The following is a 17,752-nucleotide window of genomic DNA, read 5'->3' as shown; positions in this document are numbered from 1 at the left end:
GTCGGTTCAAGGGGCCAGCGGGTTTGACGAAAGCGCATCTGCTATTGCGGCAGCGACGCGACCTCCTCGTCCCACTTTTTCAGCAGGCGCTTGCGCTCTTCGCTCGACCCATACTTCTTGAAGTCGTAGTCGATCAGCTTGATGGCAGAGAGGTCAGGCGCCTTGTCGGAGGTTTTTGCCGCCTTGTTCGACGGAACCTGGAATGACCCCGCATCCTGCGCCTTAGACTGGACATCGGCCTCGAGCGCCCAGTCGTAGAATTTTTTCGCGGCTTCCATGTTGCGGGCGCCCTTGATGATCGATTCCGAGCCGATCTCGTAGCCGGTTCCCTCGCAAGGGGTGACCGGAACGATCGGGAAGCCGGCAACGACCTGCGACACGGCGTCGTGGATGAAGACGATGCCGATCGTGGTTTCACCAAGCCCGGCGGCCTTGATCGGCGCCGAGCCCGACTTGGTGTATTGGTTGACGTTCTTGTGCAGGGCTTTCAAGTACTCGAAGCCCTTCTCCTCGCCGAACAGCTGGACGATCGTCGCCAGCATGTTGTAGGCTGTACCTGAGGAATTCGGGTTGGCGACCTGAATCTGTCCCTTGTATTCCGGCTTGATCAGATCGGCCCAGCATTTCGGCTCGGGCAGATTGTTCTTGACGAGCAGATCCTTGTTATAGCCGAAGCCCAGTGCGCCGGAGTAGATGCCGACCGTGCGGTGGCCGGATGTTTCCGCCTGCTTGATCGCCCAGGGCTGCAACTGATCGATCAGGGGTGATTTGTACTCCTCGGTCAGACCCTCCTCGGCCGCCTGTAGGTGCGGGTCACCGGTGCCGCCCCACCAGATGTCACCCTTGGGATTGGCCGCCTCGGCGCGCAGCTGCGCGTAGATTTCGCCGGCGCTCTTGCGGGTCATGTCGACGGTGATGCCGGTCTTTTCCTCGAAGGCCCGCGCCGTCTGCTGGCACCAGACCTCGTCGACGCCGCAATACATGGTCAGGCTTTCGGCGGACGCCGATGACGACGCGCTCCACATGCCGGCGGCAAGGATACCGGCGCCGAGAATTGCCCTTTTTATCATGTTGAATTCCTCCCTAAGTTATTTGCCGACTTATGAAACCCAGATAGGCGGAAAATACAAGTTGGAAGCTAGCACCCGCCTGACCGAGTTGCAGCGCTTTCCATAGATGGCGCTGCGCATAACTCACAGTTTCCATCTTACTGAGGCCGCCTGCTCACTGGCGGCTGTAGCGAAACGTGGGATGCAATTCGAGCACCCGGGCGCCAGCAAGCGCCTTGCGCAGCGCAGACATTTGTACCTGCAGGGTATTGTCCCCCACCACCATTCGCTGTCGAAGAGTTCGAGCTTACCGACCACCGATTCCGGCGTTTTCAGCAACGCGCCAAGGATATCGAAGCAACGCGATGGAAGCTCTATCGGCCCGCCCGGGCCGAGCAATTGCCGTTCCGCGCGTTTCATCTGGTAAGGTCCGAAGTGGATGTCCATTCGACAGTTGTCGCGTCCGAGTACTGCAGCTTAGCTGAAGCCACGGCGAAAGCGAACTTCAGTGTTGTTCAGGATTTTTCAGGTTCGCGCCAAGGACCCGTGCGTCAACCTAGGCGATGCTCATGGCTACAGGAGGACGCCATGGCCGATATCGCCACCCACCTAGTCACCCATTCAAGACTGCTCCCCAAACTAGGCATCGGTGCCGCACTGTTTGCGATGACCAAGGTTCTGGGCGGAGCCTTTGAGATGGCGTACGTGGCACCTTACGAGACCATTGCTATTGCGCGTCGACCACCTCTCGCGGACCCATCTGATCTTCAGCGCCGCGATCCGAATCGTAAAGGGCATTAAGGACGAAGGTCTGCTTTCGGGAAGTCGCAAACTGATCTATTGCGGCCGGACATTGGGCGCGAAGCCGACGTTAGCGGCGAATTTGAACCGAATGCCCCGTCATCCCTTGTTCATGATTTGTGCTTCGAAAGTTGCATGAAGAGGCAACGTGGAACGAATCGGGAGGGCGGTTGGTGTGGGGATAATCAGACCTGGCCTATTGCCGATTGTGCCAGCCGACGCGCATTTTCGTGGCGATGGTGGCGGAACATGTTGAATTGGCGTTGTTTGAGCAGTCACTTGGCAACATCGAAGGCCTGCATCGGCCGTTCTGTGATCGTGTGGCTGACGCTGCGGAGAAAACCGCAGGATCGGTTCTTTTCGACGTTCGTGTCGACGGCGATAGCTGCGTTCAGCGGATGGCCGCGATTGGGTATGGCGTCACGGGCACAGCAATAATCGTGATGGCGAAGAACGGACAACTTAAATGCGCATCGGTAAACGGGGACATCGCTGTTTTGGTGGCAGAATTGGCTGCCTGGTATGCGTCTCCGCTGAGTGAGCAAGCGAAGGTTGACCCCCGCGGAGCGGCCATCATCCTGCTAGCCAAGCTTCGGAGCTCCAATCACTTCGCCTGTTTCTAGCTGAGCGCCGCTTCGCCGGCGCGACGGCAAGGAGGCGGTGACGTCTCCGACACCAAGCTGCCTCTGATTAGGTGAATTCGTTGGTGAAGCGTCCGCAGTAGAGTCTCTTCTCACCGAATTGAAAGCCGTGGTAAACGGCGCCCATGGGCATCAGGAACTATCTGATCGAAGGCGGATCCGGCACTGGAAAAACGTCTGTCGCTACCGAGCTGGAACGGCGCGGCTACCACGTCATTCATGGTGACCGGGTCTTGGCCTATGTCGGCGACCCCGAGACAGGCCAGGCACTGGCCGGACCACCTGAAGGCGTCGCGGACCGCATCGCCTGGAGTTACGCGCACTGGATTTGGCCTGTCGACAAGGTCCGATCCTTGGTCGCCGACACCACCCACCGAGTCACCTTCTTCTGCGGCGGCTCCCGTAACTTCCATAAGTTCCTGCACCTATTCGACAAGATTTTCGTGCTCGAAATAGATGTCGAGACGCTGAACCGACGTCTGGATGGACGGCCAGCGGAGCCGGGTTTCGAGCCAGACGAGCGTGCGTTGGTACTCCGCTATCATGGGACCCGCGAATACCTTCCCGTCGGGATCAATATCGACACGGCCGGCACCGTCCCGAGTGTCGTCGACGATATCCTTGTTCGGCTGGCCTAAGGCCTTGAAAGTGTTGCGAATGGGATGGGGCTCGACCATCCACGACAAGCCAGCTTCGAAGCCTGGCATGTCAAGCGCTTCTCGCTGATCGAGATACGCAAGAGCCGGACCGATTGCATCGCTTGGCTCAAGATGCACGACTATCCGCTGCCGCCGAAATCAGCCTGCATGGGATGTCCATGCCATCAAGACCCTCAACCTCAACGTCAAGGCGCGCATCGAGTGCGTCGACTTGGGTGGTGGCCGCTCCGCAACCTGCCGCAAGATTATGTTCGTTCGGCTGGACCAGATCTATGGGCTAGCGGAAGTCCGCGGCGGGGTCGTTCTTTCGCGCTCCTCCATGCGCACGCCGATTAGATGCTGGCCTGCGCCTTGTAGAGGTGGGCATAGGCTCCTTCGGCAACGATGAGAGCTTCATGGGTCCCCTGTTCTGTGATCCCCTGTTCGGTCAGCACCAGGATCCGGTCCGTATTGCGAACGGTCGAAAGCCGATGGGCGATGACGATCGTCGTCCGCCCTTCGGCAAGGTCGAGTAATGCGGCCTGGACGGCCCGCTCACTTTCATTGTCAAGCGCGCTCGTAGCCTCGTCGAAGATCAGGATTGCTGGATCCTTGAGGAACGCGCGGGCGATGGTTAGGCGCTGCTTCTGGCCCCCGGACAGTTTCACACCGCGCTGTCCGATATCCGTGGCGTAGCCATTCGGGAGCGCCATGATGAAATCGTGAGCGTTGGCCGCCTTTGCCGCCGCGATGATTTCGGCTTCCGACGCATCCGGCCGCCCGTAGCGGAGGTTTTCCGCCACCGTACCGGCGAACAGATAGACGTCCTGCTGCACGACACCGATGCTTTGCCGCAGCGACTTCAAGCCGATGTCGCGGATGTCGGCACCGTCGATCAGGATCGCGCCTTCACTCACCTCATAAAAGCGCGGGATCAGCGCGCATAAGGTGCTCTTGCCGACGCCGGAGGCGCCGACGAGGGCCACGAACTCGCCGGGAGCAATATCGAGGGACAGTTCTTTGAGAACATGTGGCCCGTCCTCTTCGTAACGGAAGCCGACATCGCGAAACGCCAGGGCGCCGCGCGGGCGGGAGATGTCGGAGGCAGCCGACCGATCCACGATCTCCGGCTCCACCTCCAAGATCTCCATCGCCCGACTGAAGCCGGTGTAACCCTCCTGCCAGAGCCGCACGAAATTTGCCAGGCGTTTGACGGGATCGACGAGCACCGCGACGCACAGAAGGAAGGTCATCATATCCGCAACGCCGAGCTCGGCATTGACGACCCTGACGGCGCCCATGACGATGACGGCGACCGTGATAAGCTGTGCGAAGGTCGTGTTCCCGACCGAGAAGAAGGCCTCGCTCCTGTAGCCTTCCCTACGGCTCTGAAGAAAACGGGCATTCTCCTCGTCGAAGCGGCGGATCTCGAGGTCCTCATTGGCAAAGGATTGGACAACGCGGATACCGGCAAGCGAATCCTCGATGCGTTCATTGACCGCCGCGATCCGCTCCTTGCTGAGCCTTAGCGCCCGGTTCATGCGGCGGTTGAAATGCAACGCGTAGAACACTGCAAAGGGCGTAGCCCCGAGGATAAGCAAGGTGAGCGGCAGGTCGATATAGGCCAGGAGGAGAATTGCGCCCGCGAATTTGAAAACCGCGATCGCCATATCCTCAGGCCCGTGATGGAAGAGCTCGCCCAACGAAAATGAGTCGTTGGTCATGCGGCTCATCAACTGGCCGACCCGCTGGCGATCGTAAAAGCTGAACGCGAGCTTTTGGCAGTGTTCGAACAGCTCCTTACGCAGCGCGCTCTCGATCTTCGCGCCCATGACGTGGCCCTGATAGTCGACGAACAGGCTGCCGAGCACTTCCACCGCCAGCAGGGCGAGCATGGCCCCGCCCATCAAATAGATCTGATTGAGGGCTTCCGGTGCGCCGGGAAGCTGGACCAGATGTTTGGTGACGTAGCTGGCGCAGAGAGGCAGGAAGAGCGCTGTCACCGAAACCAGCAGCGCGCAGGCGAGATCGGCCGCCAGCAGCGGCAGATGCGGCCTGTAATAGGACAGGAACTTCCTGGCACGCGAATACGGCTTGCTGCGAGTAGGTCGCGTTCTGGGAAGCGGGTTATCAGTTGAATCGATTTCAGCCGTTGGGCCGATATTCGCTGCACTCGGCAGCCAGGGTTTCCGGTCGCTACGGGGCGTGCCTGCTTGCAAGGCGGCGCTGCGGAGTCGTGTTTGCATTACGCTTCATGTCCTGTTTGTGATCAGCTCCATTCTTGTTGGACATGAACGCTCTCATCGTGCTCTCCCCGTTCGGACGCCTGCGACGGGGCGAAATGTGCAATGCGCTCCATCGAAAATCAACCCTTTCCATAACCAAAGCGGTCCGGCATCGGCTGTCCGCGGACGCGGCCACAACGCGAAGGTCAGCTCAAGCTAGCCCCTCGGTGGGTGAATATGGCGAGCTGACAACCTTGGTGGCGACGTGCCGGACATGGAGTAAAGTCGGGCTTGGTCCAGGAGACCCAACCATGAGGGAGGAACATCTTTCCTGGCAGCGGCTTCGAATGTCTTCCGCGCTTGATTGGCATCTCGTAGAAGAGAGCGGCAAGGCGCATCGCGTAGTCCCACTTAGTGGTGGGATTTGGGGCGACGAAAAGATCAGACAGGAATGCCAACTCCTACTCCACGATCTTCCAGTATGAGTCCTTGCGGATCACCTTTCCGTCGCGAAACGTGTAGAAGTCACAACCTTGGACTTCCCTTCTCGTGCCCTCACGGGTGGTGCCGGTGAGGGCCCATTTCGACATGCCGGTGTCGGCAGCCTCGTCCGCAAAATGCTCAGCCTTGCCGTAATAGACATCGGGCAAGCCTTCAAAGCGCGTCGCCAGCGCGTCTCTTACGCTGCGCTTGCCCTCGCAACGAGTTCCCCAGGGCTCGGGTCCCCTCGGCATCTCCAGAACGCAGTCGTCGGCGAAGAACGCCATGATGCGATCAAGATCGTGCGCGTTGAAGGCTTCGCATATCTCCGTCAGTGTCGCTCGAATGTCCATTCGCCAACGCCTCCTCGAATTCGAAGTAGGTCATTGGCGGCGGACCCGGTCAAGTGTCCAAGCTTTCAAGCCCCCCTGGCCACGACCGCGATGAAGCGCAGCTTCCGCCACTCAACCCTTCTTGGCGAACGCCCAGACCATCAGCGGGTATTCCTCGTCGTTGCTGAGATCCCGCCACAGGCCGTAGGCGCGCACGGGCCACCGATATGGTCCTGGTGCAGGCCTTGTTGCCCCAGCCGTGGACCTTGACGTTGCCTTCAGGAAAGCCGCCCTCCGGCGGGCGCACCGGCTACTTTGCCGCGGCTGCACTCTCGATCAGCCTTGCGACGGGTTCGGGGTTCGATACCATCACTACATGCGAGGCACTCTTGACCACGACGGTCTGTCGCGAGTGCGCCCGCGCGGCCATGAATGCGAAAGCCTGCGGGGGGATGTTCCTGTCCTTGTCGCCATAGATGAACCACGTTGGCATTGTCTTCCACGCCGGCGCGGTCTGGGGCTCGTTCAACGCCGCTTCGGTGATGGGCCGCTGCGTCGCGGCCATCAGCTTCGCCTCGGCATCGGAGACATCCGCTGCGAACTGATCGTGGAACTTGTCCTGCTGGATGTAGAGATCCTTGCCGCCGCCTGAAAGCGAAACCGGTGGAGCAAGGGTGGGACCGAGCGTGCTGCCGGGAAACTTGCCGGACAGCCCGGCAGCTGTTTCGCCAGCTTCCGGTGCAAACGCAGCTACATAGACCAGCGCCTTGACGTTGGCATCGCTGTTGGCGGCTTCGCTGATGATCGACCCGCCATAGGAATGCCCCACCAGGACGACGGGTGATCCAATGCCAGAAAGGATATCGGCAACATACTTGGCGTCATTCCTGACGCCCCGCAAGGGATTGGCGACGGCTACGACGGGATAACCATCCTTCTCGAGGATTTCGATGACACGGTTCCAGCTCGAGGTGTCGGCAAAGGCGCCATGAACCAGAACGACGGTGGGCTTCTCGGACTGCGCATGCGCACTGCCGAATATCGTTGCGGCGATCGCCAGCCCTGCAAGTAATTTCTTCATCATACATATCCTTTCGATGATCTTGATTGGTGCGGCTTTATCGTGATTGACGCAGGCGAGGAACGGAGATGTTCCGGAGTCTCCTTGAACTGGACCTGGGCGGCGTTGCCTGTCGGTGGAAAATCCGTGGACGCGCTCAACTCGCGCCATCTCTCAAGCTCCTCCAGCCTCGCGGTGTCGGCCTGCCCGATGATCTTCACAGCATCGCTTCCGAGCGGCAGGCGCACGATCCAACGCGGCGAGAGCCGCAGGATAGCTGTCTGTGCCGCGGCCGGGTCTGTGACGTCGAGTGCGGCCGTTCGGACGGCGTTGCCGTAGCGCTCCGCGCTCGGCCATATGCGCGGGCACGCGTGCGGTCGCCACCAGACGACGCCGGGGGTCAGGACCGCTTCCGACAAGGCACGGCCGATGCCGCGCGAACTTCCAGTGATAAGCCATCTTTGGGACATGGCTGTCTCCTTCCATAGGTTGCCTAACCCCGCAGGGGCGTTCGGGCCGGACTCCAGTGAGCCCGTTAAGGCGCGTACCGCGTAAAGACGTAGTCAAGTCCCTGGACGCGCGCCTCATGACAGGCGAAGCAGGTTCGATGCTGGGTCTCGTCGGCCGGTTTGCCATCGACAAACCTGCCGAATCCCCATCCGCCGGTGGCGGCGTATTTCTTCGAATCCTTGACCATGATCTGGACGGTCGTGGCGGCGCCGGGAACGGAGGCGGATTCGAATTCGGGCGACTGGATATGCTTCCAAGCAAGCTTTGCGAGAACGGTCCCGTCAGGGAACGGCAACGTTCCGTCGCGGTATGCCTTGATCGCCACGACGTTGCCGAGGACCGCTCTAAGCTCGTTCAGGGGCTCTGCTTCCTCGGCCGGCGCGACCAGTTCCCATTGCCGATATCCATCGGGGATCGTGACGCCATAGATCGGCGATGAAGCCCGCGGCTTCGCATCTTCATTTGTAACGGCCACAGCCGCAGATGACGCAAGGATCGCAAACACGCACGGTACGAGGTAGATAGGTTTCATCGGAAAGCTCCGCTTGACTGGCCGTCAGAACTTGTCGACGTCCATGACCGCCTGCGCAAAGGCCTGCGGGGCCTCCTGCGGCAGGTTGTGGCCAATGCCGCCCGAGATCAGCCGATGTTCGTATTTGCCGGAGAACTTCATGGCGTAGGTCGCTGGATTGGGATGCGGCGCGCCGTTCGCGTCGCCTTCCATGGTCACCGTCGGCACCCCGATCTCCGGAAACGCCGCCAGCTTCTTTTCCAAGGCATCATATCTGGGTTCGCCTGCCGCCAGGCCGAGCCGCCAACGATAGTTGTGGATCGAGATGGCGACGTGGTCTGGATTGTCGAATGCATCCGCGGGCCAATCTGCCAAGCCGCCTGATCCGGATGGTGGGCCGGACCGATGATGCCGCCGCCCTCTCAACGCAATTGGCCGGCGCGCGTTTCGTTACGATCGTCGGCGCCGGCGGTGTCGGCAAGACCACCGTTGCCGTGGCGGTGGGTCATGACCTGGTCGAAGCATTCGCGGGCGCCGTGCATTTCATCGATCTCGGGGCGCTGAGCGATCCGAGCCTGATTGCGACGACTATAGCCTCGATGCTAGGGCTTTCTCTCCGATCCGACGACCCGGCGTCCAGTCTGACAGCCTATCTGGCGGACAGTCGGATCCTCCTGATCCTCGATACTTGCGAGCATGTCATCGACGCGGCGGCGGACCTGGCGGGGCGCATCTTCGCCGCTGCGCCGCAAGTCCACCTGCTGGCAACGAGCCGGGAGCCCCTTCAGGTCGAAGGCGAGCACGTCCACAGGCTGGCGCCGCTTGCATGCGCGCCGGACGATCCGGACCTCACCGTGACCCTGGTGAACAGCTACCCGGCGACCCAGCTGTTTCTGGAACGCGCTGCAGCCAGCGGCGCTCGCCTTGAGGTTGAAGACGCGGATGCAGCCATCATTGCCGACATTTGCCGTAAGCTCGACGGTCTGCCGCTCGCGATCGAGCTGGCGGCTGCGCGGGTTGCCAGCTACGGCCTGCAAAAAACCGCCGAACTTCTCGGCGCGCGGCTAACACTATCGTGGCCGGGACAACGGACCGCGCCGCCGAGGCAGAAGACCCTCCAGGCCACCTTGGACTGGAGCTACGGGCTCTTGTCCGAGTTCGAACGCCATCTGCTTCGTCGGCTTGCGGTCTTCGTCGGCCATTTCTCGATCGATGCGGTCCTCGAGGTCGTGACAAGCGCAAACGTCGATGACGATCTCGTGTTTGGCGCCATAGACAGCCTGGTCGCCCGGTCGATGGTAGCGGTCAGGCCTGCCGGGGCAACGATGCGCTATCGCCTGCTCGACACGACCCGGGCTTACGCCCTTCAGCTCAATGCCGACAAGACTGAGCTCGCGACCCTGGCCGCACGTCACGCGACCCATTACCTGCACTGGCTGGAGCAAACGGGAGCCGAGTGGCCGAGCTTGGCAACCGCCACGCAACGGTCGCTTCACCTCGCTGGCCTGGCCAATGTGAGAGTGGCTCTGGATTGGTGTTTCGGACCTGACGGCGATACGCAATTGGGTGTCCGGCTGGCTGCGGCCGCGGCGCCGTTCTTTTTGTCGATGTCCTTGCTCACCGAATGTCATCGCTGGGCGTCGCGGGCGATGCTTGCCCTCGACGATACCACCAGCGGCGGATTGGACGAGATGCATCTTCAGGCAGCGCTCGGCGTTTCGCTGATGTTCACGCGCGGTGGAAGAGATGCGGCGCGCGTGGCTTTGGACAGAAGTCTCGCCATTGCCGATCGGCGTGGCGACGCATTCGACCAGCTTCGGATTCTAGGTCCGATGCAGATGTTCCATATGCGTACGGGAGAATTCAGAACCGCGCTGCACTATGCGGAACGCTGTTCCGTCATCGCCGAAACCCTGGAGGACCATGTCTCCACCACTTTGGCGCATTCCCTGATGGGGATTTCACTTCACCTCAGCGGAGAACTCGATCGGGCCCGGACCGCGCTCGAAACAGCATTGCGGCACGGGCCGCGTTCCAACCAAACCACGACGAATTATCTCGGCTTCGACGGCAGGATTCTCGCCGGTGCGATCCTGGCAAGGACACTCTGGCTGCAAGGCCATCCCGATCGGGCAGTGGCGCGCGCGCTGATGACGATCGGGGAAGCGGAGATTCTAGACCATCCTCTGACGCTCTCCATCGCACTTGTCTGGGCGGTTTCGCTGTTCCTGTGGGTCGGAGACACGAAGAGCGCGGAAGAACACATCGAACGGCTTTTCTCCCGGGCCGAATTTCATTCCCTCGGGCCTTATCTCGCGCTGGGGCGAGGTTTCAGAGGGGAGATTGCCACCCGTCAGGGCAATGCGAGCGACGGTGTCGAAAGTTTTCGATACTCACTCGCCGAGCTCCACGCCGCCCCCTATGAAATGCTCACCACATCGCTCAACACCTCCTTCGCTCAGGGCCTCGCCACGACGGGCCGGTCAGCGGAAGCGCTCTCCCTGATTGAGGAGACGATCAGGCAGGTCGATGCAAACGGCGATCTTTGCTATTTGCCGGAGCTGCTGCGCGTAAAAGGCAACCTTGTTCTTGCAGCTTTGCAACCTGGCGCCGCCGAAGAAGCAGAACTCTGTTATCGGCGGTCACTTCAACTTAGCGATCATCAGGGGGCACGAGCATGGGAGTTGCGAACAGCAGTCGATCTTGCTTCTCTGTGGGCCGCTCGTGGACGACACAAGGACGCTCGGGCCCTTCTCCACCCGATTTTCGAGCAATTCAGGGAGGGCCTGCAGACAGCAGATCTCCAGGCGGCCGCACGCTTGCTGGCAACGCTGAACTAGCACAGCTTGGCTGCCAAGCCGCTTTCAGCGCGACTACACTCCAGCGTGGTCGCCGGGACGTGTCTGCTTTCAGGAAGCACCAAGCTGCAACCAACGGCAGAGAATTGGGCGCAAAGTTGACAGGCCGTTTAGGGGGCAGGAACCGGAATGTCGGGCTTCTAAAGCCGATGGCAGAAGGGGCGCGCGTTCCTGCTCTTGATTATTGGCAGTGAGCAGTGCGCGCAAATCGGGAAGTTGGAAGGGCCGGAGGCAGGAAGCACAGGCCTTAAGGCCGCGGCGCTAATCAAGCGGATCGGCAATGATCGCGAAAAGCAATACGGCCTGCAGCGAAACTAAAGCATTGGTCGCGCGTTGGACGCTGATAACGCTATTTCGTGTCTGAGTATGGCTCAGGTCAGAGTGGTCAAGCCGACGTCGCGTAAGGCAATCAATGGGTCGAGCGCTAGTCAAGCGAAGTCGCCCGCTCGTGACGAGGTCACTTTAGCGCCGCCCGCTTTCCGGCCGTTGCAGCTTGCAACGCTCGTGGACACGGTCCCTGCCGGCGATCGTTGGATCCATGAGATGAAATACGACGGCTATCGTATTCTCGTTGCCGTCGGCGGTGGCGAGGCGCGAGCCTACACTCGATCTGGTCTGGACTGGTCTAGCCGGTTTCCCTCGATCCTCTCCGAGGCTCGCAAGCTGAAGGTACGCTCCGCCCTGATTGACGGCGAGGCAGTGGTTGTCGATGCGGAAGGAAGATCTAACTTCCAGGCGCTTCAGAATGCATTGAAGGGTGCCCCAACGACTATCGACTTTTATGCGTTCGATCTGCTGCAACTCGACGGCGAGGATCTGACAAGGCTTTCTCTTCTTGAGCGCAAGGCGAAGCTGGAGGCGATCTTGCCAGCGAAAAATCCGGTCCTTCGTTACTCCGACCATATCGTCGGCCGCGGAGAAGAGCTGCTCGATCGCTTCTGCGCAGCCGGTCTTGAGGGCGTCATCTCAAAGCTTGCGGATTCGAGTTATGTGGCGTCCCGGGGCGCAAGCTGGCTGAAGATCAAATGCGTCAGGCGGCAGGAATTTGTGATTGTCGGCTGGACGCCGTCGGACAAGGTCCGAGCGTTTCGGTCCTTGATCCTTGGCGTTCATGACGGCGGCAAGCTGCGTTACGCCGGCAAAGTCGGCACCGGCTTCGATACCGCTGAACTTCTTCGTCTCTTGAAGATCATGGCGCCGCTTGAGCAGAAGGCAGCGACCGTCGACGCACCACGCGCCGAAGTGCGCGGCGCACACTGGCTCCGTCCGAAGCTGGTCGCTGAGATTGCCTTCACCGAAATGACAAATGAAGGGACGTTACGACATCCGAGCTACCTTGGTCTCCGCGAAGACAAGAAGCCGGAGGCGGTCGTGCTAGCATGATCGCCGCGACCGCTGCGTAATGGTCGGCGAGCTGTCCCTTGGTGATGTTGGACTCCGGATAGATGACGCGTTCACGGTTACTTATCGCGATGGCGGTTATCGCAGACGCGGCGAGATCGGCTGCATGACGTTCCGTCTCAAGGCATCGAACCAGACTGATCGGCCGGCTGCCGACCCAAGGAAGCGCCCGCTGGAACATCCTCGCGCAGCTTCTCAAGGCTTGGGTGCGTGCCGGTATGGTAAAGCTTGGTCACGATGTCTGCGATCGCGTCGCCGATCCCCGGGATCTTGGTGAGGGCGCCGGCGGCGATGATCCGATCAAGCGGCCGTCATCGCGCCACTCACCCCTGACGCCGAGTGGCCAGAGGTGAAGGACTTCGCGTCTCGCCTGGCGCAAGCGGTTGCCCAGAGCGATCCCGCGCATTTCACAGCCGTGTTGTCAAAGGCGCGCCGCAAGGGTCGCATCTTTGTGGACTATCTACGCAATCAGCGCGGGGCGACCGCGATCATGCCCTACAGCGCAAGATCACGTCCGGGCGCTCCTGTCGCGGCACCGATCACGTGGGCGGAGATGAAGACAATAGATGCGCCCTCTCATTTCCATGTGGGCGATGCCCCTGAATTAAAGAAACGCGCAGCCTCCAAAGCTCTGGCGGGATGGGGTCGCGCTGACCAATCCTTGCCCGATCTGTAGCATCCGACACGGGAAGAGGCAGTAAAGCCAGGGTTTCAAAGGGCAACGCGGCGCTCATGGCCTTGCCTGATTGGAACCTGCGGAGATCGGCCTCGTTTGGCTGAAGCCATGGCAAAAATCGATGCGAGGACCGTCGCATCATATAAATTCGCGATTGTCCTCATGTTGCGGGAGGCAATGCGATGGATAGTGACATACCAAACGGCAAGAGGCATCCTTGCATCGAAGTGGTCGAAGCCTGTGGCGAATGGTTCGTCCGGGTGGTCGGGGAAGACCAGGAACTAACCCGGTCATTCGAACTGGAATCGCTCGCCCTAGCCTTCGCGGAAGGGCAGCGAATACGCCTGCAGCTCGACGAGTTCGTCCGGCTGTAGGGCGTGACCGACCAGCGCATGACGGCGGGCGATTCCGCAGACAGCTCGTCGGCTAGGCCCGGCGCCTTGTTGGCATTCCCTCTGTCAAAAGGGTGTCGGGCCGCATGGCCGGGGAGGAGTTCTCGGGCACTTTGTCCCGGCAATCTGAGACCAGATGGGCCGCGCTAATTTACCACTAGCTAAGCAGGTCAGTTGAGATCATAGTGCCGGCGCGAATGAATTGGCAGGCTACCGCCCACCCCGCCCAACTGCCTGCCACTTGCCGGCGACGCCTTCCCTAAGACGACGTCCGCCGGCTTTTCCCTGCCGTGCCCATCAGCCTGCCAAGCCGTCGGCGCGATGCTGCCGCGATGCTGCATGGCATCAAAAAATGACCTCGAGCACGCTCAAGACTTCTTCGTTGATTTCGTCGGCGGGAATCCCTTCTCTGTCGGCCGCCTTTATCGCCTCGTCTGCAAGGTCGCTGATGGCCACAGGATCGTCGGTGATGGCGTTTGGAAGATGTTCTGCCATCCATTTGTCCAGAAAGTTGACCCGGCGCGTGCTCATCGAAAGATGGCCCACCAGATCGCGAACGCAGCCGATGCAAGCAACAAGGCAGCGGCCAGCATCAATACGCCCTTGCGGTACTGTTTCGAAACCATGCCCTCGAGACCCATCTTCTCGGCCGCCTCGAAGAACTCCGCACCGCCGCCCTCGACATGCTGGCTGTATTGGATAATGCCGTCAGCCGGCTTGATCAGATCCCACAGGATCGCTTTGCGCTCGATCGCCGGCCGCGGGCGCAAATCCTCGCCCTCCTCGGGCGCGATCATCTCGCCGTCGAGGATCAGTGATTTCGCCTTGAGCTTTTCCAGCGCCGTGACGATCGGCCAATAGCGCTTGGACCAATCGTGCCCCATCTTGGTAAAAGCGCGACCGCCGGCCCAATCGAGCACCATCTGGGTGCGAAAGCCGTCATACTTGATTTTGTGGATCCAGTCGTCGCTGACCGGCGGCTTCCCATGTCCAACCTCCCGATGATGAGCAGCCGCCACTAGGCGTGCTACAAGGACGGGCGCTCATCAACCGACGATGAAGGGACAGATGTTCGCCGGCAGCCCCGTAATGAGTGACCGAGCCAAATGTTTCGCGCTTGGGACCTTTGCCGTTCAGCACAGGACTTAAGTCTCGCAATCTCACCGAAGGCATGGCTACCTCCCAACGCGATAGAGGCCATAAAACTCGGAGTTGCCGTTCCATTAGCAGTTGATGAAATTCTATCGGAACCTTCGGTCCGTCACGCTGTTCTGCGGGAAGTCAGTAGCGAGAAGGGTCGTTTTGCAAATCCTCACAGCAGAGCAGTCGCGAGCAGCACGAGCCCTCTTGAACTGGTCCCGTGTGCGACTAGGCGGCAGGTCCGATGTGAGCGCAGACACCATCCGCGAGTTTGAGAATGGCAACAGAGTTCCGCGCGCCGGCAACCTCACTCGCATGCGACGAGCATTGGAAGCCGCAGGTGTGGTCTTTACCTCTGAAGGGCCGTCGCTCGCCAATCTCTCTGAAGATGATGTCCGGCGTGATCGGCTCAACGAGGTAGGCCGCATTTGGCAGAAGCCTGTCGATCGCAACTAATTTCTCGAGTCAGTGATAGGGACAGCGGTCGCATGTCCGCATACCAGTACGCCGACCTGATCTATCGACCTTCGACGCCGCCGGGAATTTCTCGGTCGCTTCGCTGAGATCGAATTTGGATGGCAGGTGGACGAACTTCTTTCTTCTGTCTGGGTACCGCCGGGGGCGGCGCGGGCTTCGCCTGAGCGGGGATTCCGACTTGCAGCGAATAAACTCGGACCGGATCGGCGAGGTTCTTGAGTTGCACCGCACCGCGATCTGGAATTGGGAGAAGTTTCCACGAACCGGAACCAAAGGCGGACCTGACGACCTGGTTGTTGCCAGCTCTCGGTGATATCGATAACATATCGAACTCGATCCGATTCTAAGAGGTGGCTCATGAACGCGGCAGGACGCCAGATAAACCTCGTAACTGAGTGTCTGGCGCTTGCCTCGGTCAGATCGACGCGGCCGGCCGGTGGAGAGCGCTGATGGCCAAGGCAGCCTCATCGAGACCGGGCGAGAGCTACGCCCCGACGATGGTCGACGTGGCGCTGCGGGCGGGCGTGTCGACCATGACGGTCTCGCGGGCCCTGAAGGAAGGGGGTCGCGTTTCCAAGGCGACGCGGGAAAAGATCATGGTCGCGGTCAACGACCTCGGCTATGTGCTTGATCAGTCAGCCGGCAGCCTTTCCTCGCGCAAGACTGGATTTGTCGCCGCGATGGTTCCGTCACTCAACAATTCCAACTTCGCCGATACGGCGCGCGGCATTACAGATGAACTCGAGAGCACGGGGCTCCAGCTTCTGCTCGGCTACACCGACTATACGGTCGAGAAGGAGGAAAAGCTAATCGAAGCGATGCTCCGTCGGCGGCCGGAAGGCATCATTCTGACTGGCGGCGCCCATACGGAGCGCGCCCGTCGGCTTCTTAAAAACGCTGGCGTCCCTGTAGTCGAAACCTGGGAGCTGCCCGCGAAGCCCATCGATCAGGTGGTCGGATTCTCCAACGAAGAGGCCATGGGCCTTCTCGTCAAGACGCTCGCCAAGAAGGGTTATCATAAATTCGGTTACATCGGTGGCACGACCTCGCGCGACACACGCGGCAGTCAGCGGCGCGAAGGCTTCATTCGAGCTATCGAAGAACTCGGCCTGCCGACCGGCCGCCTCGTTTCCTTTGGCGTGCCACCGATCTCCATCGAACAAGGCGGCCAGGCGGTTGTCAGCATGCTGGAACGCTGGCCGGACACCGAAGCAGTGCTATGCGTTTCGGATCTCTCGGCGTTTGGTGCGCTGATGGAATGCAAGCGTCGTGGAATGCGGGTCCCGCAGGACATCGCCATTGCCGGCTTTGGCGACTATGAGGTTGCCGCCTTCTGCCATCCCGGCATCACCACCGTGAACGTGGACTGCTATGGCATCGGGCGACAGGCTGCCCGCAGGCTTATCCAGATCATCCGCGGCGGCGAGAAGCAGCACCAACAGGAAATCGTCCTCACAGGCTATCGCGTCGTCGAGCGCGAAAGCACCTGAGCCCTGCATCAAAATCTGAGACGGCGAAGGCGGCTCCAATGGTGATGTTTCGAGAGACCATCAGTCTCACATATGACGGCGCCTTGAAAGCCGTCGCTGCCGGAGCCACGCGCGCCGTCACGATGGGCGTGCCGCAATGTCTTGTGGTCGTCGATGCGAGCGGTGAGACCCTCGCCAGCCTGCGTATGGACGGCGCACGTTTCTTGAGCCTGCGCACGGCGCAGGCAAAGGCGCGCACGGCGGCGTCAATCAATGCTGCCACCGGCGGCATGGCGTTCGAGGCGGCGCTCTCGGCCGCGATCGCCTCACAGGGCGGTGTGACCAATTTGCCTGGCGGCTTGCCGATCCGCTTCGGCGGACGCCTGGCGGGTGGCATCGGTGTCGGCTCGGGAACCGGCGAGCAGGATTCCGACGTGGCACGCGCCGCGCTGGCGGCGATCGGCGCCGACGTCATTTAAGGCAATCTGCCGATGCGCCTCCGGTGCAACCAAAGGATCTTCAGAACGCGATCTGGACCTTGATGGATTTGCTGCGGTCTCCAGCGATCTCGAAAGCCGCAACCGCTTGGTCGAGGGGGTAGACGCCGGTCAGCAGCGGTTTGACATCTACCCGACGGCTGTTGATCAGGTCGACGGCGAGCGCGAACTCCTCGTGAAAGCGGAAGCTCCCGCGCATCTCTATCTCCTTGGCGACGATGAGGTTTTGCGGCAGGGACACGTCGCCGCCGAGGCCGAGCTGCACCAGCACACCGCGCGGCTTCAAAACATCGAGGCCGGCCCGCACGGCGCGCTCGTTGCCGGAGGCCTCGAACATCACGTCGAAGGTACCTTTATCGACATTATAGGCGGCGAGCTTTTCGCTGTTCGTTGCGACATTGATCGCGCGGTCGGCGCCGATCTCAAGCGCCTTCGCCAGCACGCCGTCCATGACATCGGTGGCGACGATCTCGCGCCCGCCCGGGGCGCGCGCGGGGGGAATTCAAAACGCCCCCCTAGGCCCGCCACCCGGGACCCCGGCCCCCGTGCCGACCCGCGCGCCCGCGCGGTTGAGGGCCAGCCCCCTCACCGCCGA

General features: G+C 60.8%; 17 protein-coding genes and 4 pseudogenes. 10 read left to right on the top strand and 11 right to left on the bottom strand.

Features of this window, described 5'->3' with window-relative positions; translation table 11 throughout:
- Nucleotides 1–41: 41 nt before the first annotated feature.
- Nucleotides 42–1,070, bottom strand: a complete 1,029-nt coding sequence (locus tag NKG99_RS29060; protein WP_352872567.1) for an ABC transporter substrate-binding protein — start codon at nucleotides 1,068–1,070, stop codon at nucleotides 42–44.
- Nucleotides 1,071–1,637: 567 nt separating this feature from the next.
- Between NKG99_RS29060 and NKG99_RS29055 the strand changes: the two genes are divergently transcribed.
- From NKG99_RS29055 to NKG99_RS29045, 3 genes are all read left to right on the top strand, one after another.
- Nucleotides 1,638–1,850: a hypothetical protein gene (locus NKG99_RS29055; protein WP_352872566.1), complete on the top strand. Its 213-nt coding sequence runs from the start codon at nucleotides 1,638–1,640 to the stop codon at nucleotides 1,848–1,850.
- Between the two features lie 236 nt (nucleotides 1,851–2,086).
- Nucleotides 2,087–2,473: a hypothetical protein gene (locus NKG99_RS29050; protein WP_352872597.1), complete on the top strand. Its 387-nt coding sequence runs from the start codon at nucleotides 2,087–2,089 to the stop codon at nucleotides 2,471–2,473.
- Between the two features lie 143 nt (nucleotides 2,474–2,616).
- Nucleotides 2,617–3,129 carry a DEAD/DEAH box helicase family protein gene (locus NKG99_RS29045; RefSeq protein ID WP_352872564.1) on the top strand — a complete coding sequence of 171 codons (513 nt, stop codon included), beginning with the start codon at nucleotides 2,617–2,619 and terminating at the stop codon, nucleotides 3,127–3,129.
- A 353-nt stretch (nucleotides 3,130–3,482) separates the two neighbouring features.
- Here the strand turns inward: NKG99_RS29045 and NKG99_RS29040 are convergent, their stop codons facing one another.
- The 7 genes and pseudogenes from NKG99_RS29040 to NKG99_RS29015 all read right to left on the bottom strand — a co-directional run.
- The gene (locus NKG99_RS29040) at nucleotides 3,483–5,375 is read right to left on the bottom strand and encodes an ABC transporter ATP-binding protein (protein WP_352872563.1); all 1,893 of its coding nucleotides are present in this window, start codon (nucleotides 5,373–5,375) and stop codon (nucleotides 3,483–3,485) included.
- Between the two features lie 440 nt (nucleotides 5,376–5,815).
- Nucleotides 5,816–6,187, bottom strand: coding sequence for a nuclear transport factor 2 family protein (locus NKG99_RS29035; protein ID WP_352872561.1), 372 nt, complete (start codon nucleotides 6,185–6,187; stop codon nucleotides 5,816–5,818).
- Between the two features lie 111 nt (nucleotides 6,188–6,298).
- Nucleotides 6,299–6,461 (bottom strand): annotated as a pseudogene (locus NKG99_RS29030) (SAM-dependent methyltransferase); the annotation flags it as partial.
- 15 nt (nucleotides 6,462–6,476) lie between these two features.
- The gene (locus NKG99_RS29025; protein WP_352872560.1) at nucleotides 6,477–7,250 is read right to left on the bottom strand and encodes an alpha/beta fold hydrolase; all 774 of its coding nucleotides are present in this window, start codon (nucleotides 7,248–7,250) and stop codon (nucleotides 6,477–6,479) included.
- 248 nt (nucleotides 7,251–7,498) lie between these two features.
- Nucleotides 7,499–7,696 (bottom strand): annotated as a pseudogene (locus NKG99_RS36040) (SDR family NAD(P)-dependent oxidoreductase); the annotation flags it as partial.
- 65 nt (nucleotides 7,697–7,761) lie between these two features.
- Nucleotides 7,762–8,268, bottom strand: a complete 507-nt coding sequence (locus NKG99_RS29020) for a cytochrome P460 family protein (RefSeq protein WP_352872559.1) — start codon at nucleotides 8,266–8,268, stop codon at nucleotides 7,762–7,764.
- Nucleotides 8,269–8,292: 24 nt separating this feature from the next.
- Nucleotides 8,293–8,607 (bottom strand): annotated as a pseudogene (locus NKG99_RS29015) (alpha/beta hydrolase); the annotation flags it as partial.
- Here NKG99_RS29015 and NKG99_RS29010 point away from each other — a divergent pair.
- The 4 genes from NKG99_RS29010 (at nucleotide 8,598) to NKG99_RS28995 (ending at nucleotide 13,556) form a co-directional block, all read left to right on the top strand.
- The gene (locus NKG99_RS29010; protein WP_352872557.1) at nucleotides 8,598–11,087 is read left to right on the top strand and encodes an ATP-binding protein; all 2,490 of its coding nucleotides are present in this window, start codon (nucleotides 8,598–8,600) and stop codon (nucleotides 11,085–11,087) included. The pseudogene NKG99_RS29015 and the gene NKG99_RS29010 overlap by 10 nt on opposite strands.
- Before the next feature lie 384 nt (nucleotides 11,088–11,471).
- Entirely contained in the window at nucleotides 11,472–12,488 is a 1,017-nt protein-coding gene (ligD, locus tag NKG99_RS29005) for a non-homologous end-joining DNA ligase (RefSeq protein WP_352872555.1), read from the top strand.
- Nucleotides 12,489–12,855: 367 nt separating this feature from the next.
- Nucleotides 12,856–13,182: a non-homologous end-joining DNA ligase LigD gene (gene ligD / locus NKG99_RS29000; protein WP_352872554.1), complete on the top strand. Its 327-nt coding sequence runs from the start codon at nucleotides 12,856–12,858 to the stop codon at nucleotides 13,180–13,182.
- A 182-nt stretch (nucleotides 13,183–13,364) separates the two neighbouring features.
- Complete coding sequence (locus tag NKG99_RS28995; RefSeq protein WP_352872553.1) at nucleotides 13,365–13,556, top strand: hypothetical protein; 192 nt, start codon at nucleotides 13,365–13,367, stop codon at nucleotides 13,554–13,556.
- Between the two features lie 363 nt (nucleotides 13,557–13,919).
- Here the strand turns inward: NKG99_RS28995 and NKG99_RS28990 are convergent, their stop codons facing one another.
- Together NKG99_RS28990 and NKG99_RS28985 are read right to left on the bottom strand one after the other, a co-directional pair.
- Complete coding sequence (locus tag NKG99_RS28990; RefSeq protein ID WP_352872552.1) at nucleotides 13,920–14,069, bottom strand: hypothetical protein; 150 nt, start codon at nucleotides 14,067–14,069, stop codon at nucleotides 13,920–13,922.
- A gap of 32 nt (nucleotides 14,070–14,101) precedes the next feature.
- Nucleotides 14,102–14,593 carry an ATP-dependent DNA ligase gene (locus tag NKG99_RS28985; RefSeq protein WP_352872551.1) on the bottom strand — a complete coding sequence of 164 codons (492 nt, stop codon included), beginning with the start codon at nucleotides 14,591–14,593 and terminating at the stop codon, nucleotides 14,102–14,104.
- Nucleotides 14,594–14,807: 214 nt separating this feature from the next.
- Here NKG99_RS28985 and NKG99_RS28980 point away from each other — a divergent pair, with 214 nt between their 5' ends.
- From NKG99_RS28980 to NKG99_RS28970, 3 genes are all read left to right on the top strand, one after another.
- Nucleotides 14,808–15,170 (top strand): helix-turn-helix domain-containing protein, encoded by a 363-nt coding sequence (locus NKG99_RS28980; RefSeq protein WP_352872550.1) that lies wholly within the window; start codon nucleotides 14,808–14,810, stop codon nucleotides 15,168–15,170.
- Nucleotides 15,171–15,640: 470 nt separating this feature from the next.
- Nucleotides 15,641–16,681 (top strand): LacI family DNA-binding transcriptional regulator, encoded by a 1,041-nt coding sequence (locus tag NKG99_RS28975; RefSeq protein WP_352872549.1) that lies wholly within the window; start codon nucleotides 15,641–15,643, stop codon nucleotides 16,679–16,681.
- A 38-nt stretch (nucleotides 16,682–16,719) separates the two neighbouring features.
- Nucleotides 16,720–17,139, top strand: a complete 420-nt coding sequence (locus tag NKG99_RS28970; RefSeq protein ID WP_352872548.1) for a GlcG/HbpS family heme-binding protein — start codon at nucleotides 16,720–16,722, stop codon at nucleotides 17,137–17,139.
- Between the two features lie 40 nt (nucleotides 17,140–17,179).
- Here the strand turns inward: NKG99_RS28970 and NKG99_RS28965 are convergent.
- Nucleotides 17,180–17,752 (bottom strand): annotated as a pseudogene (locus NKG99_RS28965) (zinc-binding dehydrogenase); the annotation flags it as partial.

It is taken from the genome of Mesorhizobium sp. M1409, from assembly GCF_040317535.1.
Taxonomy (GTDB): Bacteria; Pseudomonadota; Alphaproteobacteria; order Rhizobiales; family Rhizobiaceae; genus Mesorhizobium.
The sequence above is the reverse complement of the archived record's forward strand: the minus strand, read 5'-3'. Positions and strand labels throughout refer to the sequence as shown.

Bases quoted from the DNA above. Each gene is read 5' to 3' on its own strand.
- NKG99_RS29060 (WP_352872567.1), bottom strand. From the start codon at position 1,070: ATGATAAAAAGGGCAATTCTCGGCGCCGGTATCCTTGCCGCCGGCATG.
- NKG99_RS29055 (WP_352872566.1), top strand. From the start codon at position 1,638: ATGGCCGATATCGCCACCCACCTAGTCACCCATTCAAGACTGCTCCCC.
- NKG99_RS29050 (WP_352872597.1), top strand. From the start codon at position 2,087: ATGGTGGCGGAACATGTTGAATTGGCGTTGTTTGAGCAGTCACTTGGC.
- NKG99_RS29045 (WP_352872564.1), top strand. From the start codon at position 2,617: ATGGGCATCAGGAACTATCTGATCGAAGGCGGATCCGGCACTGGAAAA.
- NKG99_RS29040 (WP_352872563.1), bottom strand. From the start codon at position 5,375: ATGCAAACACGACTCCGCAGCGCCGCCTTGCAAGCAGGCACGCCCCGT.
- NKG99_RS29035 (WP_352872561.1), bottom strand. From the start codon at position 6,187: ATGGACATTCGAGCGACACTGACGGAGATATGCGAAGCCTTCAACGCG.
- NKG99_RS29025 (WP_352872560.1), bottom strand. From the start codon at position 7,250: ATGATGAAGAAATTACTTGCAGGGCTGGCGATCGCCGCAACGATATTC.
- NKG99_RS29020 (WP_352872559.1), bottom strand. From the start codon at position 8,268: ATGAAACCTATCTACCTCGTACCGTGCGTGTTTGCGATCCTTGCGTCA.
- NKG99_RS29010 (WP_352872557.1), top strand. From the start codon at position 8,598: ATGCATCCGCGGGCCAATCTGCCAAGCCGCCTGATCCGGATGGTGGGC.
- ligD (WP_352872555.1), top strand. From the start codon at position 11,472: ATGGCTCAGGTCAGAGTGGTCAAGCCGACGTCGCGTAAGGCAATCAAT.
- NKG99_RS28995 (WP_352872553.1), top strand. From the start codon at position 13,365: ATGGATAGTGACATACCAAACGGCAAGAGGCATCCTTGCATCGAAGTG.
- NKG99_RS28990 (WP_352872552.1), bottom strand. From the start codon at position 14,069: ATGGCAGAACATCTTCCAAACGCCATCACCGACGATCCTGTGGCCATC.
- NKG99_RS28980 (WP_352872550.1), top strand. From the start codon at position 14,808: ATGAAATTCTATCGGAACCTTCGGTCCGTCACGCTGTTCTGCGGGAAG.
- NKG99_RS28975 (WP_352872549.1), top strand. From the start codon at position 15,641: ATGGCCAAGGCAGCCTCATCGAGACCGGGCGAGAGCTACGCCCCGACG.
- NKG99_RS28970 (WP_352872548.1), top strand. From the start codon at position 16,720: ATGGTGATGTTTCGAGAGACCATCAGTCTCACATATGACGGCGCCTTG.